This window comes from Simiduia agarivorans SA1 = DSM 21679 (assembly GCF_000305785.2).
Taxonomy (GTDB): domain Bacteria; phylum Pseudomonadota; class Gammaproteobacteria; order Pseudomonadales; family Cellvibrionaceae; genus Simiduia; species Simiduia agarivorans.
In genome coordinates this window covers 1,651,617-1,674,453 of sequence record NC_018868.3, presented here as the reverse complement: position 1 = coordinate 1,674,453, position 22,837 = coordinate 1,651,617, and the positions used below count along the sequence as shown (strand labels likewise).

24 protein-coding genes are annotated in these 22,837 nt (G+C 57.1%); 12 read left to right on the top strand and 12 right to left on the bottom strand.

The window, feature by feature from the left end; all coding sequences use genetic code 11:
• Window positions 1-29: 29 nt before the first annotated feature.
• From M5M_RS07420 to metG, 7 genes are all read right to left on the bottom strand, one after another.
• Window positions 30-791 carry an electron transport complex subunit E gene (locus tag M5M_RS07420; RefSeq protein WP_015046862.1) on the bottom strand — a complete coding sequence of 254 codons (762 nt, stop codon included), beginning with the start codon at window positions 789-791 and terminating at the stop codon, window positions 30-32.
• Window positions 781-1,416 carry an electron transport complex subunit RsxG gene (gene rsxG / locus M5M_RS07415; protein WP_015046861.1) on the bottom strand — a complete coding sequence of 212 codons (636 nt, stop codon included), beginning with the start codon at window positions 1,414-1,416 and terminating at the stop codon, window positions 781-783. The genes M5M_RS07420 and rsxG overlap by 11 nt, the downstream gene beginning before the upstream one ends.
• Window positions 1,413-2,474 (bottom strand): electron transport complex subunit RsxD, encoded by a 1,062-nt coding sequence (gene rsxD / locus M5M_RS07410; RefSeq protein ID WP_015046860.1) that lies wholly within the window; start codon window positions 2,472-2,474, stop codon window positions 1,413-1,415. The genes rsxG and rsxD overlap by 4 nt, the downstream gene beginning before the upstream one ends.
• Before the next feature lies 1 nt (window position 2,475).
• Window positions 2,476-4,755, bottom strand: a complete 2,280-nt coding sequence (locus tag M5M_RS21055) for an RnfABCDGE type electron transport complex subunit C (protein ID WP_016389287.1) — start codon at window positions 4,753-4,755, stop codon at window positions 2,476-2,478.
• Window positions 4,752-5,354 (bottom strand): electron transport complex subunit RsxB, encoded by a 603-nt coding sequence (rsxB, locus tag M5M_RS07400; protein WP_015046859.1) that lies wholly within the window; start codon window positions 5,352-5,354, stop codon window positions 4,752-4,754. Before rsxB ends, M5M_RS21055 begins: the two co-directional genes overlap by 4 nt.
• Window positions 5,354-5,929 carry an electron transport complex subunit RsxA gene (rsxA, locus tag M5M_RS07395; protein WP_015046858.1) on the bottom strand — a complete coding sequence of 192 codons (576 nt, stop codon included), beginning with the start codon at window positions 5,927-5,929 and terminating at the stop codon, window positions 5,354-5,356. The genes rsxB and rsxA overlap by 1 nt, the downstream gene beginning before the upstream one ends.
• A gap of 157 nt (window positions 5,930-6,086) precedes the next feature.
• Window positions 6,087-8,102: a methionine--tRNA ligase gene (metG, locus tag M5M_RS07390; RefSeq protein ID WP_015046857.1), complete on the bottom strand. Its 2,016-nt coding sequence runs from the start codon at window positions 8,100-8,102 to the stop codon at window positions 6,087-6,089.
• A 160-nt stretch (window positions 8,103-8,262) separates the two neighbouring features.
• On the opposite strand from metG, the gene apbC reads away from it, so the two are divergent.
• The 7 genes from apbC (at window position 8,263) to M5M_RS07355 (ending at window position 13,316) form a co-directional block, all read left to right on the top strand.
• Window positions 8,263-9,351, top strand: a complete 1,089-nt coding sequence (gene apbC / locus M5M_RS07385) for an iron-sulfur cluster carrier protein ApbC (protein ID WP_015046856.1) — start codon at window positions 8,263-8,265, stop codon at window positions 9,349-9,351.
• Between the two features lie 39 nt (window positions 9,352-9,390).
• Entirely contained in the window at window positions 9,391-10,329 is a 939-nt protein-coding gene (locus M5M_RS07380) for an ion transporter (RefSeq protein ID WP_015046855.1), read from the top strand.
• Window positions 10,326-11,006, top strand: coding sequence for a potassium channel family protein (locus tag M5M_RS19430; protein ID WP_015046854.1), 681 nt, complete (start codon window positions 10,326-10,328; stop codon window positions 11,004-11,006). Before M5M_RS07380 ends, M5M_RS19430 begins: the two co-directional genes overlap by 4 nt.
• Window positions 11,007-11,070: 64 nt before the next feature.
• Window positions 11,071-12,000: a hypothetical protein gene (locus M5M_RS07370; protein WP_144062412.1), complete on the top strand. Its 930-nt coding sequence runs from the start codon at window positions 11,071-11,073 to the stop codon at window positions 11,998-12,000.
• A complete protein-coding gene (locus tag M5M_RS07365) occupies window positions 11,997-12,371 on the top strand; it encodes a hypothetical protein (RefSeq protein WP_015046852.1) in 375 nt (124 codons plus the stop codon). The genes M5M_RS07370 and M5M_RS07365 overlap by 4 nt, the downstream gene beginning before the upstream one ends.
• Complete coding sequence (locus tag M5M_RS07360) at window positions 12,372-12,905, top strand: lipocalin family protein (protein WP_015046851.1); 534 nt, start codon at window positions 12,372-12,374, stop codon at window positions 12,903-12,905.
• Window positions 12,906-12,932: 27 nt separating this feature from the next.
• A complete protein-coding gene (locus tag M5M_RS07355) occupies window positions 12,933-13,316 on the top strand; it encodes a hypothetical protein (protein WP_015046850.1) in 384 nt (127 codons plus the stop codon).
• Window positions 13,317-13,398: 82 nt separating this feature from the next.
• Here the strand turns inward: M5M_RS07355 and M5M_RS07350 are convergent, their stop codons facing one another.
• From M5M_RS07350 to M5M_RS07340, 3 genes are read right to left on the bottom strand one after another with little or no spacing between them, the layout of a single operon-like run.
• Complete coding sequence (locus M5M_RS07350; RefSeq protein ID WP_244431080.1) at window positions 13,399-13,890, bottom strand: phospholipase D-like domain-containing protein; 492 nt, start codon at window positions 13,888-13,890, stop codon at window positions 13,399-13,401.
• Window positions 13,806-15,245: a phospholipase D-like domain-containing protein gene (locus M5M_RS07345; RefSeq protein ID WP_042454980.1), complete on the bottom strand. Its 1,440-nt coding sequence runs from the start codon at window positions 15,243-15,245 to the stop codon at window positions 13,806-13,808. The genes M5M_RS07350 and M5M_RS07345 overlap by 85 nt, the downstream gene beginning before the upstream one ends.
• A gap of 18 nt (window positions 15,246-15,263) precedes the next feature.
• Window positions 15,264-15,959, bottom strand: a complete 696-nt coding sequence (locus M5M_RS07340) for a VIT1/CCC1 transporter family protein (RefSeq protein WP_015046849.1) — start codon at window positions 15,957-15,959, stop codon at window positions 15,264-15,266.
• Between the two features lie 140 nt (window positions 15,960-16,099).
• On the opposite strand from M5M_RS07340, the gene dcd reads away from it, so the two are divergent.
• Both dcd and arfB read left to right on the top strand, forming a co-directional pair.
• Window positions 16,100-16,669, top strand: a complete 570-nt coding sequence (dcd, locus tag M5M_RS07335) for a dCTP deaminase (protein WP_015046848.1) — start codon at window positions 16,100-16,102, stop codon at window positions 16,667-16,669.
• Between the two features lie 48 nt (window positions 16,670-16,717).
• Entirely contained in the window at window positions 16,718-17,125 is a 408-nt protein-coding gene (arfB, locus tag M5M_RS07330) for an alternative ribosome rescue aminoacyl-tRNA hydrolase ArfB (protein WP_015046847.1), read from the top strand.
• Here the strand turns inward: arfB and M5M_RS07325 are convergent.
• Together M5M_RS07325 and yhbY are read right to left on the bottom strand one after the other, a co-directional pair.
• Window positions 17,122-17,682 (bottom strand): aminoacyl-tRNA deacylase, encoded by a 561-nt coding sequence (locus M5M_RS07325; protein ID WP_015046846.1) that lies wholly within the window; start codon window positions 17,680-17,682, stop codon window positions 17,122-17,124. The two genes, arfB and M5M_RS07325, sit on opposite strands and share 4 nt — an antisense overlap.
• Window positions 17,683-17,937: 255 nt before the next feature.
• Window positions 17,938-18,246 carry a ribosome assembly RNA-binding protein YhbY gene (yhbY, locus tag M5M_RS07320; RefSeq protein ID WP_015046845.1) on the bottom strand — a complete coding sequence of 103 codons (309 nt, stop codon included), beginning with the start codon at window positions 18,244-18,246 and terminating at the stop codon, window positions 17,938-17,940.
• Between the two features lie 286 nt (window positions 18,247-18,532).
• Here yhbY and ftsH point away from each other — a divergent pair, with 286 nt between their 5' ends.
• From ftsH to glmM, 3 genes are all read left to right on the top strand, one after another.
• Window positions 18,533-20,461 (top strand): ATP-dependent zinc metalloprotease FtsH, encoded by a 1,929-nt coding sequence (gene ftsH, locus M5M_RS07315; RefSeq protein WP_042454978.1) that lies wholly within the window; start codon window positions 18,533-18,535, stop codon window positions 20,459-20,461.
• A 77-nt stretch (window positions 20,462-20,538) separates the two neighbouring features.
• Window positions 20,539-21,387, top strand: a complete 849-nt coding sequence (gene folP, locus M5M_RS07310) for a dihydropteroate synthase (protein ID WP_244431066.1) — start codon at window positions 20,539-20,541, stop codon at window positions 21,385-21,387.
• Between the two features lie 70 nt (window positions 21,388-21,457).
• Window positions 21,458-22,798 carry a phosphoglucosamine mutase gene (gene glmM / locus M5M_RS07305; protein WP_015046842.1) on the top strand — a complete coding sequence of 447 codons (1,341 nt, stop codon included), beginning with the start codon at window positions 21,458-21,460 and terminating at the stop codon, window positions 22,796-22,798.
• Window positions 22,799-22,837 lie beyond the last annotated feature (39 nt).

The window sequence follows — 22,837 nt, the reverse complement described above, 5'->3', positions numbered from 1 at the left end:
AATAGAAAAACAGGAATTTTGCGAAACAGTCAGCTAATTGTGCCGGTGGTTCTCACGCGTTTGCTGCCCTTGACAGTTTTTTCCGCCATTTTGTCACGTTTTTCTTTGGCTCTTTTGTCGATGATGTTTTTTATCGCGATTAAAAAGCCGGTAACAATAAATGCGCCGGGCGGAAGAATGGCCACCAAAAAACCGGAATAATTATTCAATAAAACAAGTGTCCAGTTAGCGGCGTGTGCGCCGAAAAGTAAATCCATGTTGGCGAACAGTGTGCCTTGACCGAGTAATTCCCTTACCGCGCCAAGGGTAATTAACACCAGTAAAAATCCCAACCCCATCATCAGTCCATCAACCAATGATGGCAGTAATTTTTGTTTATAGGCAAAAGCATCGGCGCGACCCAGAATCGCGCAGTTAGTAACGATCAGTGGAATAAAAATACCGAGAATCTGATACAGCTCGTAGGTAAACGCTTTCATCAACATTTCAGTGCAAGTGGTGAACGCAGCAATAACCATGACAAATACAGGGAGTTTTACCGCGTCGCTGACCTGATTGCGAATCAAGGACACCACGCCATTGGAGCCGACGAGCACCATCATGGTGGCCAGTCCCAAGCCGAGCGCGTTCACTACAGAGCCGGAAACGGCCAGCAGCGGACACAGTCCCAGTAGTTGAACCAACGCCGGGTTGTTGGTCCACAAACCATTTTTTGTAATGGCGGCGTAATCGGTTTTTACCGTTGGCGTTGTAGCCGCGGGAATATTGTCTGTTATGGCTTCAGTTGTCATGCTTGCCACCTGCGTCGGAAAAAAGCACCGAATAATTTTCTTTGGCAAACGCCAATGCCCGCTTTGTCTGTTTGACTACGGCACGGGGTGTGATTGTCGCGCCGGTGAACTGGTCGAAGTCGCCGCCGTCTTTTTTCACTTGCCAGCGCGTGTTGCTCAGGGTTTTGCCATTGAAGGACAAGATCCAGTTGGACTTCTTCAGTTCTACTTTGTCGCCGAGTCCGGGCGTCTCAGAGTGGGTCAGCACGCGCACACCGGCGATGGTCAGATCGCGATTGACGCCCACAATCATTTTTATGTTGCCGCTGTAGCCATCGGGGGCCGTGACAGGAATGATTGCTGCAACCACCTGACCGTTTTGACGCGCGAGGTGGATATTGGCGTCGGCATTGCTATTGAGTTGTTTTTGCCATGCATCGGTTAGCGCCAGCGTGTCATCCAGCAATTGATTGTCATGGGTGTGGGGCGGCAGAATTTCCAGCAAGGCTTTCTGGGCCGCAGCTCGTTCGGCCTCGGCAATGGGGCCTTTGGTAACCTGATTAACGCTCGCCAGCAGGCCTGCAGTAATCAGTGCAAAGCAACCGAGCAGGAAACTGTTTTTACTGATGGAGTGCGTCAGTTTCATTCGGCTTTCTCCCGCACACTGCGCGCGCGTTCGTGGCCATAGGTGCGCGGTGGTGTGTAGTAGTCGATGAACGGTGCGGCAAAATTCATCAGCAATACGCCAAAGGCCACCGCGTCGGGGTAGTTGCCCCAGGTGCGGATACAGAACACCAGCACACCCACGCCGATACCGAAAATCAAACGGCCTCGGTTGGAGGTGCAGGAAGTCACCGGGTCGGTCACGATAAAAAACGCGCCCAACATGGTGCCGCCGGAAAGCAAATGCATCAGCGGCGAGCCGGCGGAGTTGGAACTGCCGCCGTCATAAAATACTGCCGACAACAGCACCAGTGCGCCCAACATACCCACCGGCGCGTGCCAGGTGAACAGACGCTGTTGTAATAAAAACAACCCCCCCATCAGAAAGCCGAGGTTGACCCACTCAAATCCGATGCCGGCCCATTGGCCGTGCGCAAACACGCTGGCGTCCGCATAAAGGTCTTGCACCAGCAACCCATTGTTTTGCCGGAACGCATCCAGCGGTGTGGCGCCGGTGTAGGCATCGGCAACCGTGCCGGTGCCGAACACCAGACTGATACTTTCAGTCAGTGACGGCAAACGGTGACTGGCGGCGAGCGCGGCTTCCGGTAGTGGCCACTGGGTCATGGCCACCGGAAACGAGATAAGTAACACCACGTAACCCACCATGGCGGGGTTAAATGGGTTCTGGCCGAGACCGCCGTAAAGTTGTTTGGCAATGGCTACCGCGAAGCCGGTACCGATTAAAATTAACCACCAGGGGCAATAGGGTGGTAGCGCAAGTCCCAGCAAAATGCCGGTGAGCAAGGCGCTGCCATCGCGCAGGAAAAATCCAACCGGGCGTTTGCGCAAACGCAGTACCAGTGCTTCCCACAGCATGGCGTAAAGGCCGGCCAGCACCACGTTGATAATGGGCCCTACACCAAAAAACCAGGTCATCGCCAGCAGGCCGGGCAGGGTGGCCAGGCACACGGTCAGCATCACTTTCTGGGTGCGGTTGCTGCCGGTGGCGTGGGGCGAGGTAATGCGCATCAGGGCCATGTCAGGCGTTTTCCAGTTTGGCTTGGGTTTCGCGGAGTTTGGTTTCTAGCTTGTCCACACCGGTGCGCAGTGCGTCCACATGGTCGCTGCCTTCGGCTTCGGCGGTGGCGAGTTTGGCGCGGGCTTTTTCCAGTCGGCCGGTGAGCGACTGAAGTTGCTCGCGCAGCTTGTCGCCTTCGCTCATGTTCGCCATTTCGGCGGCGCGCGCCTGGGCGCGGGCAATGGCGCTGGCAGCGGCGTCTTGTTCGGCGGGTGCCGGTGCGGGGGCAGGCGTGGCAGGTGCCAGCGCTTTCAGTTCCGCTTCGGTGTCGGCAATTTTTTGCTTGAGTTTGTCCACGCCGGTTTGCAGGGCATCGGCTTTGCTGTCGCCGGCGGCTTTGGCTTCGTTGAGCTTTTCTTCCGCTTTGCCGAGGCGCTGTTGCAAGGATTCCAGTGAGGACTGCAGTTTTTCCGCAGGGCTCATCGTCATCTTCGCTTGCGCGCGTGCAATGGCGGCCGCTACCGGGTCGTCGGAAGGCGTAGTTTCAGCTTGCGCTGGCGCGGCTGAGGCCAGGGCGGCAAGTTTTTGTTCGCACTCGGCCACTTTGAGTTCGGCGGCTTTTACTGCCGCGCGGAATTTTTCGGCTTGTTCTTCCGATTCGGCGCTGGCAATTTTTTCTTCGCACAAACTCAGCCGGCTTTTGGCGGAGGCCAGCTGGCGTTCGAGTTTCTCGCGCTGATCGCCAGGCGCCTGTTGGGCGTTCTGTTGTTGGGCTTTGGCACGGGCAATGGCGGCGGCCACCGGGTCATTGGCGGGCGCGGCCGGGTTGGCGGCTTGTTGTTCCGCCATACGCGCTTTCGCGGCTTCGGCGGCGCGGGCGCGTTCCTGGCGCTTGGCCTCTTTTTCTGCTTCGGCTTTTGCCAATCGCTCCTGCCGGAACGCGAAGCGCTCGCGCGAGCGGTCGGATTTGATTTTGTCTTCGCGTGCCTGCCGGATCTCGCCTTTGGCGGCGCGATAGTATTGCACCAGCGGAATGGACGAAGGGCACACGTAGGCACAGGCGCCGCATTCGATGCAGTCGAACAGATTGTAAGCTTCCAGCTTGTCGTGTTCGCCGGCGTCGGCGTACCAGTAAAGTTGTTGCGGCAATAAACTGGCCGGACAGGCTTCCGCACACAGGCCGCAACGAATGCATGCTTGCGCGGGTGGCGGCGGCGGCAATTCTTGTTGCGTGGGCGCGAGAATGCAGTTGGTGGTTTTTACCACCGGCACCGCTTCGGTTTCGAGTGTGAAGCCCATCATGGGGCCGCCCATGATCAGGCGGGCCACGTCGGCGGCACGCAAGCCGTGCTCTTTGAGTACATGGCCGATTGGGGTGCCCAGGCGGACCTGTACATTGCGTTGGACTTCAAGCGCTTCACCACCACCGTGGTAATGCGCGAAATCAACGGCTCGCCCTTCACAATGGCGCGCCAGGCGGCCACGGCGGTGCCGACGTTTTGCACTACGATGCCGATGTCGGCCGGAATTTTTCCACTCGGCACTTCTTTGCCGGTGAGAATCTGGATGAGTTGTTTTTCCCCGCCAGAGGGATATTTGGTGGGAAACACTACGACGTTCACCGCGGTGTTCTGCGCGGCTTTTTTTGAGCGCGGCAATGGCATCGGGTTTGTTGTCTTCAATGCCAATCAGAATCTGTTCGGGCTGGTGCAGCAGGTGCGCGAGCAATTCGGCGCCGGCAACCACTTCGGCGGCAAAATCCTGCATCAGCCGGTCGTCGGCGGTGATGTAGGGTTCGCACTCGGTGCCATTTAATATCAGTGTTTTGATGGGCTGATTGGCTTTCGGTGCCACCTTGATGGCGGTGGGAAAGCCGGCGCCGCCCATGCCGGCAATGCCGGCCCGTCGGATGCGCTCCACCAGATCGGGCAGTGCCACCGCGCGGTAGTCATCGCAGGGTGTCAGTTCAACCCATTCGTCTTTGCCGTCGGTGGCAATCACAATGCAGAGGCCGCGCATACCGGACGGATGCGGCAATGGACGGTCTTCAATGGCAGTGACGGTGCCAGAGCTGCTGGCGTGCACGGCAGCAGAAAAAGGTCCCACCGGTTCGGCAATCATCTGGCCGGTGAGTACGCGATCGCCCACCGCAACGATGGGCTCGGCTGGGGCGCCCAGGTGCATATTCAGCGGCAGCACCAACTCGTCCGGCAGGCTCACGTCGGCCAGTGGCAGTTGCATTGACTGATGTTTGTTTTCGGCCGGGTGAATCCCGCCGTGTATGGGCCAGGTAGGGGTCATGCAGCCTGCTCGGTCTTAGGCGTGGGTTTGTCCGAGGCAATAATCTCGGGCTTGTCCCATTTCCAGGTTTTCAGGGTGGTTTCCACCGGGATCATGTCGATGCAATCCACCGGGCAGGGTTCGACGCACAGGTCGCAACCGGTGCACTCGTCGGCAATCACCGTGTGCATTTGTTTGGCAGCCCCCAGAATCGCGTCCATGGGGCAGGCCTGGATACACTTGGTGCAGCCGATGCATTCGTCTTCGCGAATATAAGCGACCCGTGGTACATCCAACTCTACGCCGTGTTCTGCATCCAGCGTGGGGGCTTCCACATCCAGTAAGTCGGCAATGGCATTGATGGTGGCCTGGCCGCCGGGCGGGCATTTATTGATGGCTTCGCCATTGGCAATGCCTTGGGCGTAGGGCTTGCAACCCGGGTGGCCACATTGACCGCATTGGGTTTGCGGCAGCAGGGCATCGATCTGTTCAACTATCGGGTCGCCTTCTACCTTAAAGCGGACAGCGGCAAAGCCCAGGATGGCGCCGAACAGCAGGGATAAGCCGCCCAGGGCAATGAGTGCAGCAACGATGGGTTGAGCCTGAATAAATTCCAGCATCACACCAGCCCCGCAAAGCCCATGAACGCCAGCGACATGAGGCCAGCGGTAATCATACCGATGGCGGCGCCCTTAAAGGGTTCCGGCACATCGGCCATGGCCAGGCGCTCGCGCATGGCGGAAAACAGCACCAGCACCAGCGAAAACCCGAGTGCAGCGCCAAAGCCATAAAGTGCCGACTGGGAAAAGTTGTGAGCGTGGGCGGTGTTTTGCAGGGCCACGCCCAGCACCGCGCAGTTAGTGGTAATCAATGGCAGGAACACACCCAGCACCCGGTACAGTAGCGGGCTGGTTTTTTCGATAAACATTTTGGCGAATTGCACGACCACCGCAATCACCAGAATAAAGGCGATGGTGCGCAGGTACTCCAGGCCCAGCGGCGCCAGCACCCAGGTGTTGACCACATAGCTGGCAATGGAGGCGAGGGTGAGCACAAAGGTGGTGGCACCGCCCATGCCGACGGCGGTTTCCACTTTGTTGGACACGCCCATAAAAGGACACAGGCCCAGAAACTGGACCAGTACAAAGTTGTTCACCAAGATGGTGCTCAGCAGAATGACGGCAAATTCGGTCATTGGCTGTGGTGTCCCCTGGGCCGTGGCCCCTCAATATGAAGAACGTCGCTAGTACGTTCGTGTCAGTGAAAGGCCGCTATTATCCCTGCGGCCTTTATAGCCTTCAATATTACCGGCTAGGTAGCCTTATATCGGTTACGAATATGCTTAGGCAGTGTTACATGACCCGCTGGCCAGGTTTTGCGCCTGCGTGTGGCTCCAGCAGGTAAATCTCCTTTTTGCCGGGGCCGGCCGCCAGCACCATGCCTTCGCTCATGCCGAACTTCATTTTGCGCGGTGCCAGGTTGGCTACCATCACGGTGAGCTTACCCACCAGATCTTCCGGCTGATAAGCGCTCTTGATGCCGGAGAACACATTGCGGGTTTCGCCGCCAATATCCAGCGTCAGCTGCAGCAGCTTGTCGGCGCCTTCCACATGCTGGGCGTCTTTGATCAGGGCGATGCGCAGGTCCACCTTGGCAAAATCGTCGAAATTGATTTCGGCGGCCAATGGCTCATCGGCGAGGGGGCCTGTGGCCTTGGCTTCGGGCGCGGGTTCAGGTTGCTTGTTGGCTTCAATCATGGCGTCTACGGCTTTGGTGTCGATTCGGGTCATCAAGGGTTTGAAGTCGTTGATGGACTCGCCATCGCGGTAGCTGACCGGCTTGTCCCAGGCCAGGGTTTCGCCCAGGAAGGCCTCGGCGGCTTCGGTCATGGCCGGCAGCACCGGCTTTAAATAGGTGAGCAGGGCGCGGAACATGTTAATGCCGAGCGAGCAAATGGCCAGTACTTCCGGTTCTTTGCCGGCTTCCTTCGCCAGCGACCAGGGCGCTTTGGCGGCAATGTACTCGTTGGCGGTGTCGGCCAGGGCCATGATTTCGCGCATGGCACGGCCGAATTCGCGGTCTTCATAGCAGCGGGCGATGGATTCGCCTGCATCCACAAACTGTGCCCAGAGTTCGGGCTCGGGATTGGCAGCCAATACGCCACCGGCCTTCTGCACAAACTTGGCGGTGCGGCTGGCAATGTTGACCACCTTGCCCACCAGATCCGAATTTACCCGGTTCACAAAGTCTTCCAGGTTCAGGTCCAGGTCATCCACCGAGGCGCCCAGCTTGGCGGCGAAGTAGTAGCGCAGGTATTCCGGATTCAGGTGTTCCAGGTAGCTTTTGGCATTGATAAAGGTGCCGCGCGACTTGGACATCTTCTTGCCGTTGACGGTGAGAAAGCCGTGTACGCACACCTTGGTGGGCGTGCGGAACTGGGCGGAGCTCAACATGGCGGGCCAGAACAGGGCGTGGAAATTGACGATGTCCTTGCCAATGAAGTGGTACAGCTCGGCGGTGGAGTCTTTGTTCCAGATGGCGTCCCAGTCGGCACCGGTGCGGTCACACAGGTTTTTGTGGCTGGCCATGTAGCCGATGGGCGCGTCCAGCCATACATAGAAGAACTTGTCTTTTTCGCCCGGGATCTCGAACCCGAAATAGGGTGCATCGCGGGAAATGTCCCACTCCTGCAGGCCGCTATCCAGCCATTCGGCCAGTTTGTTGGCCACTTCCGGCTGCAGGGTGCCCGAACGGGTCCAGGTTTTCAGGAAATCCTCAAACGCGGGCAGACGGAAAAAGAAGTGTTCGGAGTCTTTCTTCACCGGCGTGGCGCCACTGATCACCGAGCGCGGGTTGATCAGGTCGGCGGGCGAGTAGGTGGCGCCGCACACTTCGCAGTTGTCGCCGTACTGGTCTTCGGCCTTGCACTTGGGGCAGCTGCCCTTGATGTAGCGGTCGGCCAGAAACAGGTTTTTCTCCGGGTCAAACGCCTGGGTAATGGTGCGGCTGGCAATGTGACCATTGGCTTTCAGGCGCTCATAAATGAGCGACGACAATTGCCGGTTCTCGTCCGAATGGGTGGAGTGATAATTGTGGTGATTGATCAGGAAGCCTTTGAAGTCCGCCATGTGCTCGGCCTTCATGTTGTCGATATGGGCTTCCGGGCTGATGCCCAGTTCCTCAGCCTTCAACATGATGGCGGTACCGTGGGCGTCGTCGGCGCACACGTAGGTGCAGTCGTGACCGCGGGTCTGCTGGAAGCGTACCCAGATATCGGTCTGAATGTGCTCGAGCAAGTGGCCCAGGTGCAGGGAGCCATTGGCATAGGGCAGGGCGCTGGTCACCAGAATCTGACGGCGTTCACTCATGGGTATTCTCTGTAATCAGTGTCATCTCGGATACGCAGCCCTTGCCCGGGCCGCGAAAAGCCGCGCACTATAGCATTTTTGCCGTCGGTTGATTAGGTGTGGTACGTGTGATTTCGGGTAAAATGCCCGCAAAACTTGAATCTGAGCACAAGGAATTCCCATGGTGAGCCTGTCGCGCGAGTCTGTATTAGCCGCGCTGGAGTACGTAAAAGACCCCTGTACCGGCCGGTCGCTGACCGCCCTGAACGCGATTGCCGGGGTGGAGATCAGTAATAACGGTGCAGTGGCCGTGCACGTGATGCTGGGTTACCCGGCCAGGTCGCTCAAGGGGCATATTGAGGAATCTGTGTGCGTTGCCGTGTCCACCGTAGAGGGCGTGCAATCGGTGACCTGCGATGTGGGCTGGCTGATTCAACCCAAAGCCAGCGCTAACCAGAAAGAACCGCTGCCCCAGGTGGCCAATATTGTCGCCGTGGCCTCGGGCAAGGGCGGCGTCGGTAAATCCACGACTACCGCCAACCTGGCGTTGGCGCTGGCGGCCGAAGGTGCGCGCGTAGGGGTGCTGGATGCCGATATCTATGGCCCCAGCCAGCCGCAGATGTTCGGCGTGGGCAAGGTGCGCCCGCAAATCCGGGGGCAGAAACACATGGAGCCTATCGAGGCGCACGGTGTGCAGATCAATTCCATGGGCTTTCTGGTGACCGAGCAAACCCCCATGATCTGGCGCGGCCCGATGGTGAGCGGTGCCCTGCAGCAGTTGTTGTCGCTCACCTTGTGGCACGATCTGGACTATTTATTAATTGATATGCCGCCGGGCACCGGTGATATTCAACTGACACTGGCGCAATCGGTGCCGGTGACCGGTTCTGTGATTGTCACTACGCCGCAGGACATCGCACTGCTGGATGCCAAGAAAGGCATCGAAATGTTCCGCAAGGTAAACGTGCCGGTGTTGGGTGTGGTGGAAAACATGGCCACCCACGTGTGTTCCGCCTGCGGTCATGAGGAGCATATATTTGGCGAGGGTGGCGGTGAGCGCATTGCGCGCGAATACCAGACCCAATTGCTGGGTTCACTGCCACTGGAGCTCGCCATCCGCGAGCAGATGGACGCAGGTAAGCCCACTGTGATCGCCGATCCCGAGGGTGATGTGGCAGAAAGCTACCGCCGCATAGCCCGCCAGATGGCGGCTAACCTGTGGGTGGCCGAGGGCGTGCAGGTGCCTGTGATCGAAATGGATGACGATTGAGTTAAGATAAAAACTCCTAAAAAAATAATAAGGTGCCCAATGGCCAACAGCTTGCGGTTCAGAACCTATCAGTTGCTTGAAACCAACAAGGGGTTCGCGTCCAGACTGTTCAATGCACTGCTGATGCTGCTGATTTTTGCCAATGTGGTTGCAGTGGTTGTGGAGTCTGTGCGAAGCATCTACCTGGAATGGCAACGCGAATTCTACTGGTTTGAATTGGTATCGGTCGCAATATTCACAGTGGAATACCTGCTGCGCATCTGGGTAGCGCCCGATCATCCGCAATTTAATCGGCGCCGTTATCCCCGCTTGGCGTTTATGCGATCGGGTATGGCGCTGGTGGATATTCTGGCCATCGCACCTTTTTACCTCAGTATGTTAGTCGGCATCGATGCCCGCGTGCTGCGCGGTTTGCGCCTGCTGCGTATTTTCAAACTGACCCGCTATTCCGCATCGATGGAACTGATGGTCACGGTTATCAAAAAAGAACTGCCCAGTATCGGCAGTGCCATGTTTGTAATGGCAATCCTGATTATTCTCGCCGCCAGTGGCATGTATGTGGTGGAACGCGACGCACAGCCCGAAGCGTTCGGATCAATACCGCATGCGCTTTGGTGGGCCACCGTGACCCTGACCACCGTCGGTTACGGCGATGTGGTCCCTGTTACGCTGATGGGGCGGGTGTTTGGTGTGTTGCTGATGCTGACTGGCGTGGGCATGGCGGCCTTGCCGGCGGGTATATTGGCGGCCGGCTATTCGCGGGAGCTTGGTTTGCGGCGTGAAAAATTTGAGGCCGAACTCAAACACGCGCTTGAGGACGGGCAGCTTACCCAACAGGAGTCGGTGGTATTGGCGCAGATGAAAGCTGATTTAGGGGTGTCCGATGAAGAAGAACAGGAACTGCTGCGCAAATTCAACAGCCACCTGAAATCCTGCCCGCACTGTGGCGAAAAATTTAATCTCAAGGATTTGGTATGAGCCTGCTGGCACATGAAGAGACCGGCGAATTCCGGTTTTCGTTATTGTTGGCCGCATTGTTCGGCGCGGTATTGATCCCTCCCTACTTTGATGGTCATCCGCTGTTCAATCTGATCTGGAAAGGAGTATTCACCGCTGTGCTGGTGGCGGCAGCTTACACGGTGGTTGGGCAGCGGCGGATTTTGTTAATGGCCGTGTTACTGTTGCTGCCCACGCTGGCCACTTTGTGGTTAGAGCATTTTCAGCACAGCAACTTTGTCTTTTATCTGGACAACCTCACTACCATCGCATTTCTGGGTTTTATCTGTTACCGCTTTTTACTTCACATCCTGCGCGCCCGACAGGTGACAACCAATATCATTGTGGCGTCTATGTGCGTTTACCTGATGTTGGCGCTCATGTGGGCGGCGATCTATTCCAATATCAATCTTTATTTCGATGGCGCCTTCCGGTTTCCGCCCGAGCAGGCTGCAATGGCGCTGGAAGAACAGATGATGGGGGTGTTTACCTACTACAGCTTTGTTACCTTATCCACGCTGGGTTACGGCGACATTGTGCCGGTCCATAAAGTTGCGCAAAGCTGGGCGGCGGTGGAGGCCATGATAGGGCAGTTTTACATTGCCATCATTATGGCGCGCTTGGTGGGCCTGCACGTGACACCCGGCAAGGACGACTAGTCGCGTGTTGAAGAGCCTTTGGTGTGCGCGGGCATTCAGGCTGTCTCGCCATTCAGGTGTCGTATTGATCATGTGCGTCTTGCTGGCGCCGGGCGCGATGGCTGATGACCGGCTGAAGTTGGAGGCGCTGGACGAGCAAGCCATCAAGCGATCATTTATTGCTTTTATCGGCGCAACCTCAACGCCTGGACTTGAAAGTGCGCAAATGTCTATTGATGCCCCCCGGCGTGAATCGGAAATATCGCGCACCGGCTTGGGCTTCAATGCCGAATTTATCTTGCCCGACCGCATCGAAAACGGATTCTGGGGCGCCGGGTTTATTGCGGGTACCCATCGCGATCGGGTGGAGCTTGCAGGCCCGAATGATGAAACGGTTGTTTTGAATATCGAGCGCGAAATGCAGGGCCTGCGTCTTTCCTATGGCTGGTCGCTGCCCTTGACCTCATCGCTCAAAATCCGGCCGTATATGACCACCAGCTGGATGCAAACCCAAACGCAGTTTCAGCTAACAGATCTCTCGTCCACGGCGTTTTCGGAAAGCGTTGAGCAGGCCATTGGCGATGACGTGGATACGGTCTCTCTGGCCGGCAATCTGGATGTTGAATACGTGCTCTGGCAAGGACAGACCCAATGGTTGTTGGCGGCGCAGATCAACGGCATGTACACAGATGTGCTCAATAGTCGGGTCGATCTGGTTGATACGGATGACTGGACACACGCGCACAAACTCGGGGCCGAGGCGCGTTTCGCCAGCCCCTGGCAGTGGGGTGGCCGCCCATGGCGATGGCGGGTGTATTACCACTTCACCGACTTTTCCGACTTCAGTCGCCTGTCTCTGGGTTTTACCCGGCAGCATGAGTTGGGTGCCGGTCTCGACTGGCAACTCAATATCCGGCCTTTGGGTTGGTTCGGTTGGGAATCTGTCGGGGTACAGTTTGGCGTTATTGGTGGCGGCGATTTACGTGGCGTTAATGTGGGGATTAGTGCACGATGAAGCGCTTGCTCGTTGGTTTCTGTCTGATGTTTGTTGTGTCTCAGGCGCGGACGGACGAATGGGTTCTCGTGGAATCGTCGTTTAAAATCTGGACGGCCGGTGGTGCTCGTTTGCCGGCAACCGATGTGCGCGGATACCGGTTGGAACTCGCGCCTGGCCCACTGCAAGTGAAGGCCCGCTATCCGACGTTTTCGGGCCACTATGACTGCCTGTTCGAGTGGACCGCGCAGGCGGGCGAACGGTATGAAATTACCGATATGAATCAGGCGCAACCGCTCACATTATTCCGGTTGGAATCGGTGGGCAGGCTTTATCAGCGCAGGCACATTGCGTCGGTACCTGCGCAATGTCAAAAGCACGGGGAGGATTAAATGCGTATCCGAACACGGTTGTGGTTTTTTTTGGTGGCGCTGCTACTGACAGCGTGTACCGGTTTGCCTGAAGGCGTTGCGCCAGTGCAACCCTTTGAACTGAATCGTTATGCAGGTACCTGGTATGAAATAGCCCGCCTGGACCATAGTTTCGAGCGGGGGCTGAGTCGCGTCAGTGCGCAATACTCTGTGCGCGACGATGGCCGGGTGCGGGTTTTGAATCGCGGCTTTGATGCCGCTTCGGGCGAGTGGCGAGAGGCCGAAGGCGTTGCGCAGTTTTCCGGCGATTCGCAAACGGCGCACCTGGAGGTGTCTTTTTTCGGGCCTTTCTATTCGACCTATGTGGTGTTTGCGATGCCTGAGGCGTATCAGTTAGCCTATGTGGCGGGCTACAACCGGGACTATCTCTGGTTGCTCTCGCGTACGCCGACGGTGAGTGAGGAGGTCAAGCGGCAATTCATCGAGCGTATTGATGGATTGGGATTCAATGTGAACGAAATTGTGTGGGTTGAGCAAGATTCTGCCCTCGAGTGAAAAGTGTTTCTTCAAGGAAATAGAGCAATGAACAGGATGCACGGTATTGTGTTTTTAGGTGGGTTAGTGCTCACCGGCTGTAATGGCATGAGCTTTTCGACCAACGTTGGCGAGTATGTTACAGGGTCGGTAAAGAGCACTGCAGTCGTAGAGTACAGCAAGGAAGATATCGTCAAATACAACGCTGATGCGCTTGGACTGATTGAAGCCAGCGAGTGCCAGCCCAAGCCAGGCGATGCGCCCGTCAGCAAACAGTCGCTGGTAAAAGCGATGAAATTACAAGTGCTCGATAAGGGCGGCAATGGTCTGGTGGTGGAACGTTGCGGCACCGAGCCAACCGCGGCGTGCAATGAATACCTGACCTGCTGGGGAATGGCTTACTCGGTGCCCTATAAGCAATCAAGGCCTTAGTTCAGCAATTGCCCGCAGGTGTGCCGTCTGGGAAGTTCGCTGGTTATCAGTGAGCCACCCAGACAGGGCACTAAGGTCGCGCTTAAAATAACCAGATCAGCCCGGTCCCTTTCATGGTTTTATAAAGCAGGCGTTGTTGTTTGGTGGAGTAGCCTTTCATTCCGCCTGCCTGGATGATCTTCTGGCGCATTTCCAGCCATTCCGGCGTTCCCCAGCGCAACGATTGCGATTTCAGGAAGTCAAATTCCTTTTGCAGCGCTTTGATGACCTCCGGGCTGTCAAAGTAGAAACCCATTTCGCTATTGTACAAGCGCGAGCGGTAGTCGAAGTTTGACGTGCCAACAAAACCAAACAGGTCGGTGAACAGGAACTTGGCGTGCAGCTTACCGAATACGGTATTGCCGCCAATCAGGTCGGCGTCCAGCGTGCCGGTTTGATAGATGTGTATGCGGGGGTGATCGATCAGTTTTCGCCAGAGCGCGGATTCAGTCAGCGCCGGATTGTGTTCGGCGTCCAGCCATGCCGCATAACTGGTTGAGTCAAGTAACAGGCGTGGCGCTGTATCCATGTCGATAACGCTTTGGGTGAAAAAGTTATCGCTGGTGAGCACGGAGTTGGTGATGATATGAATTTCGGTGTTAGGGTATTTTTCCAATGCGGCCAGGGTGTCTGCGGCGCCATCGCGGGTGACCTCCCCACGTTTGTTTTGTAGCGTGGAATAAACAGGTAAGGTGAAACCACATAGAGTTTTCCCGGGTCGCCACGGGCTTGTTCTATTTGCTTCAGTGCTTCATCCAGAATGCCTTCAATGGAGTTGGCGTTACTGGCTTTGATTTCATCGGCACTGGTAACCACGTCCGTGCTGGTGAGGTTGATCAGGTCGTGGGCCAGGCGCGCGTTAGACGCGAGGTAATCCTGCTCCAAGCTGGTCTTTACCCCTGCATACAGTGGCTGCAACGCCGGAATTGACCTTATCGCCGCATAGGCCTCGCGCAGGGATGTTCGTAGCGGCTGATAGCGATCATAGCTGGGCGCGCGCCCGGGTTTATAGCTGACCGGATCTGGCATTGGGGTGCGCGGGCGATTGCCTTCATGCAAAAACAGCAGCGAGTAATAGAAGCTGCTGATATCGCCGATGGTAAATTCCTCGCTCTTGTGGGCATCGGTGCGGGAGCGCAGAACAATTTCCAGATCGCGGAAACTGTCGGGATCGGGATTGCCTTGTGCATCTATGCCGTAGTAGTCCAGCGATATATTCCGGCCGCCGGTCATGACCATGTCTTTACCGGCGAAGTGTCCGTCTTTGATGATCAGCTTGTCGTGAGAGCGCCGGTTGGACCAGCTGCGTTTGCTCATCAGGGAATTGATAATCACAAATTGTACCCGGGCTTTCTGGGGCAGCGACCGGCCCTCCCGGTCTTTGATATAGCCGGCATTTTCTGCGCAGGTCTGCAAGGCCAGCATTGGCTGGTGGGTAAAGTGCATGGAGCCCAGGGAGTCGACCATGATGCGGATATCCACGCCGCGCTCTACCGCGTGGCATAGCGCGCCCAGCAAGGCTTTTCCGGCCTGGTCGTATTTGAAGATGTAATAGGTGAGATCAAGTGTGTGCTCGGCGTTATCGATCATCCAGAGTTTGGTGGCGAGTGAGCGGAGCGCTTCGTTCTGGCCGGTGCCGATGACGTTGATGTAGGCGTGGTTGATAGGGGCGGCCAGTTGGCTGGCGATATCCACCGGATCTTGCGCCAGGCTGTCCGGGTTACCCCAGCGTCGCGCTTCGTACAGCAGCGCGATTTCATGTGCTTCAGTGGTGTTTTGTTCCGGTTCCGCCCAGTGACTGTAGGCGTCCAGGGGGGAAGGCTGATCGGGCGTACTGCTACACCCGGTCAAGAGTGAAATAATAAGTAACGCCAGCGCCGGTCGGCACATCTGAATCTCCTTTTCGGTTTAAACGGGCAGTCCTGCTGCTGCGAGCAATGAGCCTGCCAGTCCTGTTGCTGCCATGGCAAACGTACCCCACAAGACCACCCTTGCGGTCGCTCTGAATAAATTGGCACCGCCTGCGCGTGCCGAAATCAAACCGAGCAAAACCAGCGCCAGTAGGCTGGCGGAGGCAATCCACCAGGCGGTGCTGTCGGCGGCGAGGTAAGCGGTTGCCAGGGGAAGCAGGCTGCCCAGGCTGAAGGCGCCGGCGGAAGACCAGGCGGCTTGCAGGGGGTTGGTATTGGTCACATGGGAGATGCCGAGTTCATCGCGCGCGTGGGCCTCCAGCGCGTTGTGCGCCATCAGTTGCTCGGCGACCTGGTCGGCCAGTTGGTGGTCCAGCCCTCTGGCCCGGTAAATATCGGCCAGCTCTTCGGTCTCTGACGCGCGGTCTTCCCGCAGTGCCTGCTTTTCGCGGGCCAGGTCGGCCTTCTCTGTATCTGCCTGCGAGCTCACCGAAACGTATTCGCCGGCGGCCATGGATAAAGCGCCAGCCAGGGTCGCGGCGATGCCTGTTGCCACCAGCGCGTTGTCGCTCACGCCGGCGTTGGCTACTCCCACCAGCAGGCTGGCAGTGCTGATAATGCCGTCATTTGCGCCCAGTACGGCAGCCCGGAGCCAATTGGCTCTGTGGATAAAGTGGTGTTCGGCGTGGGGCATCGGTCAAAGGTCTGATGGAAGTGAAATGGCCGCTCGGGGGTCGGAGACCATCATACACCAGATCAGTAATCCTCCCCATTCGGCCACAAACCCGCTATCATGTGCCGGTTTTCGAATTAGCCCGGTATCAGAGAAGTTCCATGAGTATCAAGTCCGACAAGTGGATGCGCCGTATGGTGGACAGCCACGGCATGATTGAGCCCTTCGAGCCAGAACAGGTTCGCTATGCCCCCGATGGTCACCGCATTGTGTCCTACGGCACCTCGTCCTATGGCTACGATGTCCGCTGCGCCAACGAGTTCAAGATCTTTACCAATGTGCATTCCACCATTGTTGATCCCAAAAATTTCGATGAAAACAGCTTTGTGGATATCCAGAGCGATGTGTGCATCATTCCGCCTAACTCGTTTGCGCTGGCGCGCACGGTGGAGTACTTCCGCATCCCCCGCAATGTACTGACTGTGTGTCTCGGTAAGTCTACCTACGCGCGCTGCGGTATCATCGTGAATGTGACGCCGCTGGAGCCGGAGTGGGAAGGTCATGTAACACTGGAGTTTTCCAATACTACGCCGCTGCCCGCTAAAATTTATGCCAACGAGGGCGTGGCGCAGATGCTGTTTTTTGAGTCGGATGAAACCTGCGATGTGTCTTATAAGGACCGGGGCGGAAAGTATCAGGGGCAGACGGGTGTAACCCTGCCGAAAACCTGATCGATCAAGGGCCGAAAGGCCCTTTTCTTTTTCAGTGGATTTTGAATCGTGCGCAGTCTGGCAGAAAAATTATTGGCCGAAGTCGACATCAGTTTTACTTTGTCGCAAGGCGCGGGCGGGCAGAACGTCAACAAAGTCGCCACCGCGGTGCAGATGCGCTTTGACGTGAAAAACTCGCCGTTGATTTCGGAACACTGCCGCCAGAGGTTATTAAACAGCGGCGATACCAGACTCACCAATGATGGTGTGCTGGTGATCCGTGCACAGGAATACCGCACACAGTTGAAAAACAAAGAAGCGGCATTGGCGAGATTGTTGTTGCTGATTCAGGACGCCAGTCAGGTCCAGAAAAAACGCCGGGCCACAAAGCCCTCAAGGGCGGCCAAGGAGCGGCGACTGAAGGCAAAAACCGAGCGCGGCCAGATCAAGCGCGCGCGAGGCAAGGTAGACTTTTAGTTTCTGGCGTACACCGGCTCCGGGTCATTCCAGTCGTAGCCGGCTGAGCGGATGTACTGCAGTAATCGCGCGGTTTTAGCGCGTTGACGTTCACACGAAAAGCGTTCGTGCATGTGGTCGGCCATCATGCTCAGAAAATCATCGCGTTTGACCTTCAGCAGGTGTAAGTGATCGCCGGCTTCCATGTACACCGTATCCAGTTCGCTGAGCGCATCATCCCAGATCACCCGCAGACCATAGGCTTGGCCGCATACGGGAATGGCGCCGGGGGCGCAGTCTTCGAATAACGCCTCCAGTTCATCTTCGCCGGCCAGCTCCAGGTGCCGGTCGAAAATCTGATTCAATGTATGGCGTTTGACTTTATAGCTGGCGGGTAGCACTGCCACGGTGTAATACATGTCTTCGTCGCGAAACACGACCGCCTTGGCAAGTTGATGCGTGGGAATGTGAGCGCTGTTGGCGGTGTTTACGCTGCCTTCGGCGTATTGGTGTTGAATGATTTCGAACGGAACATGATTCTCGGACAGGAAATGCGCAAGATTACTGGCTATGCCCATATAAAAACCTCCGGTGACCACACATTGCGACAGCCTTTCGGCCTGCCTGTGCGCTACCGGAGCACCGCACCAGCAGCACTTTCAGGAACCCGTTGACGACTCAACCATACTCCCGCCTTCTGACTTTGCCAAGCGAAAAAAGTCGCGTCGTTATAAACAGTATAGGTGATGCAAATGAAGGAATAATGTCAATCTGTTATGGCATTGCCGGTTTTTATGGGTCAAAAAAACCGGCTCAGGGGTGGCACAGGCAAATCAGAATTGGCGCAGCAGATTCGACAGACGAGGATTGGGTTCGCGTGCAGGTTTGAACACCAAGGCAATTTTGCCGATTTCCTGAACCAGTTCCGCCCCGGCTTGTTTGCACAAAGTTTCAACTGCCAGCTTGCGCGCGTCGCGATCGGCAATGGCGAATTTCACCTTGATCAGCTCGTGATCTTCCAGGGCGCGGTCCAGTTCGGCCATGACGCCTTCACTCAGGCCGTTTTCGGCCACGATCAGCACGGGTTTGAGGTTGTGCCCGATCTGTCGGAAAAGTTTTTTGCGCTCGGGGCTGATAGCCATAAATACACCTGGAATTGGTACGGATACTTGAGGCGGCGCATTGTACCCCCAATGCGCCGGAGGGGCGAGGGGCGGGGGCGTTTATTGTGTCTGCTTGTAATCACCTGCCGCGCCCCCATAAAGAGAAGGCAGGTAGTCGTGAGAATCTGCAAATTTAACCCATTTGACACTCATCGCCATTTACAGCCGGGGCGTATCTTTGTCATGCTGGCACTATACTTGGGTATAAGTGTCTGCCAGCTCTTAATGGCTGACTTTAAGATGTGAGGGTAACCTTTTGAATGATATGGCAAAAAACCTGGTTCTGTGGCTGATTATTGCCGTGGTACTGCTGTCGGTTTTCCAGAACTTCAGCGGCACGAGCGCCAAAGAAGAGCTGCCCTATTCCGACTTTGTAATGGCAGTACAGAGCGACCAGGTGCGGGAAGTGAATATCAGTGGGCAGAGTATCGACGGTTTGCGTCAGGATGGCACCCGCTTCCTCACCGTCAGACCGCCCTTTATTGACGACGGTGGCCTGATGAAGGACCTGCTTAATCACCGGGTCAAGGTGTCGGTTGAAAAGCCCGAGCAGGCCGGTTTCTGGCAGCAGCTGTTCTTTGCCAGCTTCCCGATTCTGCTGATCATTGCCGTGTTCATGTTCTTTATGCGCCAGATGCAGGGCGGCTCAGGTGGTCGGGGTGGCCCTATGAGTTTTGGCAAGTCCAAGGCGCGGCTGCTGGGTGAAGACCAGATCAAGACCACTTTCGCCGATGTTGCCGGCGTAGACGAAGCCAAGGAAGAAGTGCAGGAACTGGTGGAGTTCCTGCGCGATCCCAGCCGCTTTCAGCGCCTGGGTGGCATGATCCCGCGCGGGGTGTTGATGTCCGGCCCGCCCGGTACCGGTAAAACCCTGTTGGCCAAAGCCATTGCTGGTGAAGCCAAGGTGCCGTTTTTCTCCATTTCCGGCTCCGACTTTGTGGAGATGTTTGTGGGCGTGGGCGCAAGCCGCGTGCGCGACATGTTTGATCAGGCCAAGAAACAAGCGCCGTGCATCATCTTTATCGATGAAATTGACGCTGTCGGTCGGCACCGGGGCGGCGGCCACGGTGGCGGTCACGACGAGCGCGAGCAAACCCTGAACCAGCTGCTGGTGGAAATGGACGGTTTCGAAGGCAATGAAGGCATTATCGTGATTGCCGCCACTAACCGTCCCGACGTGCTCGACAAGGCACTGTTGCGCCCCGGCCGATTCGATCGCCAGGTGTTTGTCGGGCTGCCCGATATTCGCGGGCGCGAGCAGATCCTGAAAGTTCATATGCGCAAGGTGCCGTTGGATGAGAAAGTCGAAGCATCTATTATTGCCCGCGGTACGCCAGGTTTTTCCGGTGCCGACCTCGCCAATCTGGTGAACGAAGCGGCGCTGTTCGCGGCGCGCGCCAACAAGCGCCTGGTGACCATGGAAGAATTCGAAAAGGCCCGCGACAAGATCATGATGGGTGCCGAGCGCAAGACCATGGTCATGAGCGAGAAAGAAAAGGAAAACACCGCCTATCACGAAGCAGGTCACGCCATTGTCGGGCGATTGGTGCCGGAGCATGATCCGGTGCACAAGGTGACCATCATTCCGCGGGGGCGTGCATTGGGTGTCACCCAGTTCCTGCCGGAAGATGACAAGTACAGCTACTCCAAGCGCGCGCTGGAATCCCAGCTGTGTACCTTGTTCGGCGGCCGTATTGCCGAAGAAATGACGCTGGGCTTTGAGGGCGTCACCACGGGTGCCTCCAACGATATCGAGCGCGCAACCCAGTTGGCACGTAACATGGTGACCCGTTGGGGCTTGTCTGAAAAGCTGGGTCCGTTGAATTACGGCGAGGAGGAAGGCGCATATCCGGGCATGTACCACTCGGCCCATTCCGATGGCACCTCCCGTTTGATCGACGAAGAAGTGCGCCGGATTATCGATACTACCTACGCCCGCGCCCAGAAAATCCTGGAAGAGAACCGGGATATTCTGGAAGCCATGAAAGATGCCTTGATGGAATATGAAACTATCGATGCGGAACAGGTGGATGATCTGATGGCGCGCCGTAAGGTACGTCCGCCGCGCGACTGGGATGATCGCGATTTTAATTCGCACCTGCGTGGCGGCTCCGGTGGCGGCGAGTCCGACCCGAAAGCCAAGCCTGAAGACAAGGGTGAGTCACCCATTGGCGGGCCGGCAAAAGATCTCTGAGTTAAGGCGCGCTGATTGCGTCATCCTACAAGGCCGGGACTCCCGGCCTTTTTCATTTTCGGTGGCTGGTAAAGCAGATGACAAAGACAATGGATTTTGGTGGCCGCAGGCTCGACCTGAATCAACCGCACGTCATGGGAATTCTCAACATAACGCCGGACTCCTTCAGCGACGGCGGCCAGCTGTTTGCTGGCGGCGTTAACCTGGATGCCGTATTGCATCGGGCGGCAACAATGGTAGATGAAGGCGCGAGTTTTCTGGATGTGGGCGGTGAGTCTACCCGTCCGGGTGCTGCCCCCGTTTCCGTGCAGCAGGAGTTGGACCGGGTGCTGCCGGTGGTTGAGGCTCTGGCCGGGCGATTTGATGTGGTGGTATCCGTGGACACCAGTACGCCGGAAGTGATGAGCGCTGCGGCCGGTCTGGGCGCCGGTTTGATTAACGACGTGCGGGCGCTCGGCCGCCCGGGCGCACTGGCGGCCGCCGCCGGGACCGGGTTGCCCGTGTGCCTGATGCACATGCAGGGTCAGCCGGATACCATGCAGCGCGCACCTCAATACCATGATGCAGTAGCGGAGGTGCAGGATTTTCTCTCCCGGCGTCATCAGGCGTGTGTGGAGGCGGGGATCGGGGCCGGCAATGTGCTGTTTGATCCGGGCTTTGGCTTTGGCAAAACGCTGGAGCACAATCTTGCGCTGTTCAGAGCGCTGCCGGCGTTTGCCACGCGGGCGCCGGTGCTGGTCGGCGTATCGCGCAAGACCATGATAGGGCAGTTGTGCAACCGCGACGTGGGGCAACGCCTGGCGGGCGGCCTGGCGTTCGCGATGTTGGCATTGCAGGCGGGCGCCAGTATCTTGCGCGTGCACGATGTGGCTGAAACCATGGATACCGTCAAAGTCTGGCGGGCCTGCGGCCAGGCTAAGCATTAGTGCGTACGCCCTAATTGGTTTAAAATGTCGCGCAACTGCAATGGCGCAAGGACGCAAGAGAGAAACACATATGAGCCGTAAATATTTTGGCACCGATGGCATCCGTGGTGCCGTCGGGGAATTCCCCATTACCCCCGATTTCATGCTCAAGCTGGGTTGGGCGGCGGGCCACGTGCTGGGCGAGCGCTTTGACGGACCCAAGCAAATCCTGATTGGTAAAGACACCCGCATCAGCGGCTATATGTTTGAGTCGGCCCTGCAGGCAGGGTTGATCAATGCCGGCGTGGACGTGGGGTTGTTAGGCCCTATGCCGACGCCCGCCATCGCTTACCTGACCCGCACCTTCCAGGCGCAGGCCGGGATTGTGATCAGTGCTTCGCACAACGCCTTTGGCGACAACGGCATCAAGTTTTTCAGCGGTACCGGCACCAAGCTGCCCGACAGTGTCGAGCAGAAAATCGAAGCCATGCTGGATGAACCCATGTACACCTCCGAGCGGCTTGGCAAAGCCCGCCGCATCGGCGATGCCGCCGGCCGCTATATTGAATTCTGTAAAGGCACCTTGCCTTGGGGTTTCAGCCTGCAGGGTCTCAAGATTGTAGTGGATTGCGCCAATGGTGCGACCTATCACGTAGCCCCGGACGTGTTCCGCGAATTGGGTGCGAAAGTAGTGCCCATTGCCAATGAGCCCAACGGCACCAATATCAATCGGGCTTGCGGCTCTACCAAGCCGGATGTGCTACGCGAAAAAGTCATGGAGCTGGGAGCCGATCTGGGTATTGCCTTTGACGGTGACGGCGACCGTGTCATGTTCGTGGATCATCGTGGTCAGCTGGTCGATGGCGACGAACTGCTGTTCATCATTGCTGCGCACCGCCGTGAACAGGGGCGCGATTGCCCCGGTGTGGTGGGTACGCTGATGAGCAATTTCGGTTTTGAGTTGGGTCTGAAAGACCTCGGCATGCAGCTGGTGCGTGCAAAAGTCGGCGACCGTTACGTGATCGAGGCTATGCGCGACAATGGTTGGGATCTTGGCGGTGAGAGCTCAGGCCACATAATTTGTGGTGACCTGACCACCACCGGCGATGGCGTGGTGGCGGCTTTGCAGGTGCTGCTCGCCATGGTGTCTACCGGTAAAGGGCTGCACGAGCTCAAGTCCGTCATGAGCAAATTCCCGCAAACCATGATCAATGTGCGTTTAAAAGATAAGGCCGCGCTCGACGATAATCCGCGCATCCTGTCCGCCGTGGCCGAAGTGGAGGCAGCACTGGCGGGCAAGGGGCGGGTACTGTTGCGTCCCTCCGGCACAGAGCCGGTGGTCCGTGTGATGGTGGAGGGCGATGACGCCGTGGTGGTAAAACGCCTGGCGGGTGAGCTGGCGGACGTGGTGAAAGAAGCCGTTGGCGCCTGATCGCCCGGGCCTCCAAATTATTGAAATTGCAGTAAAAAG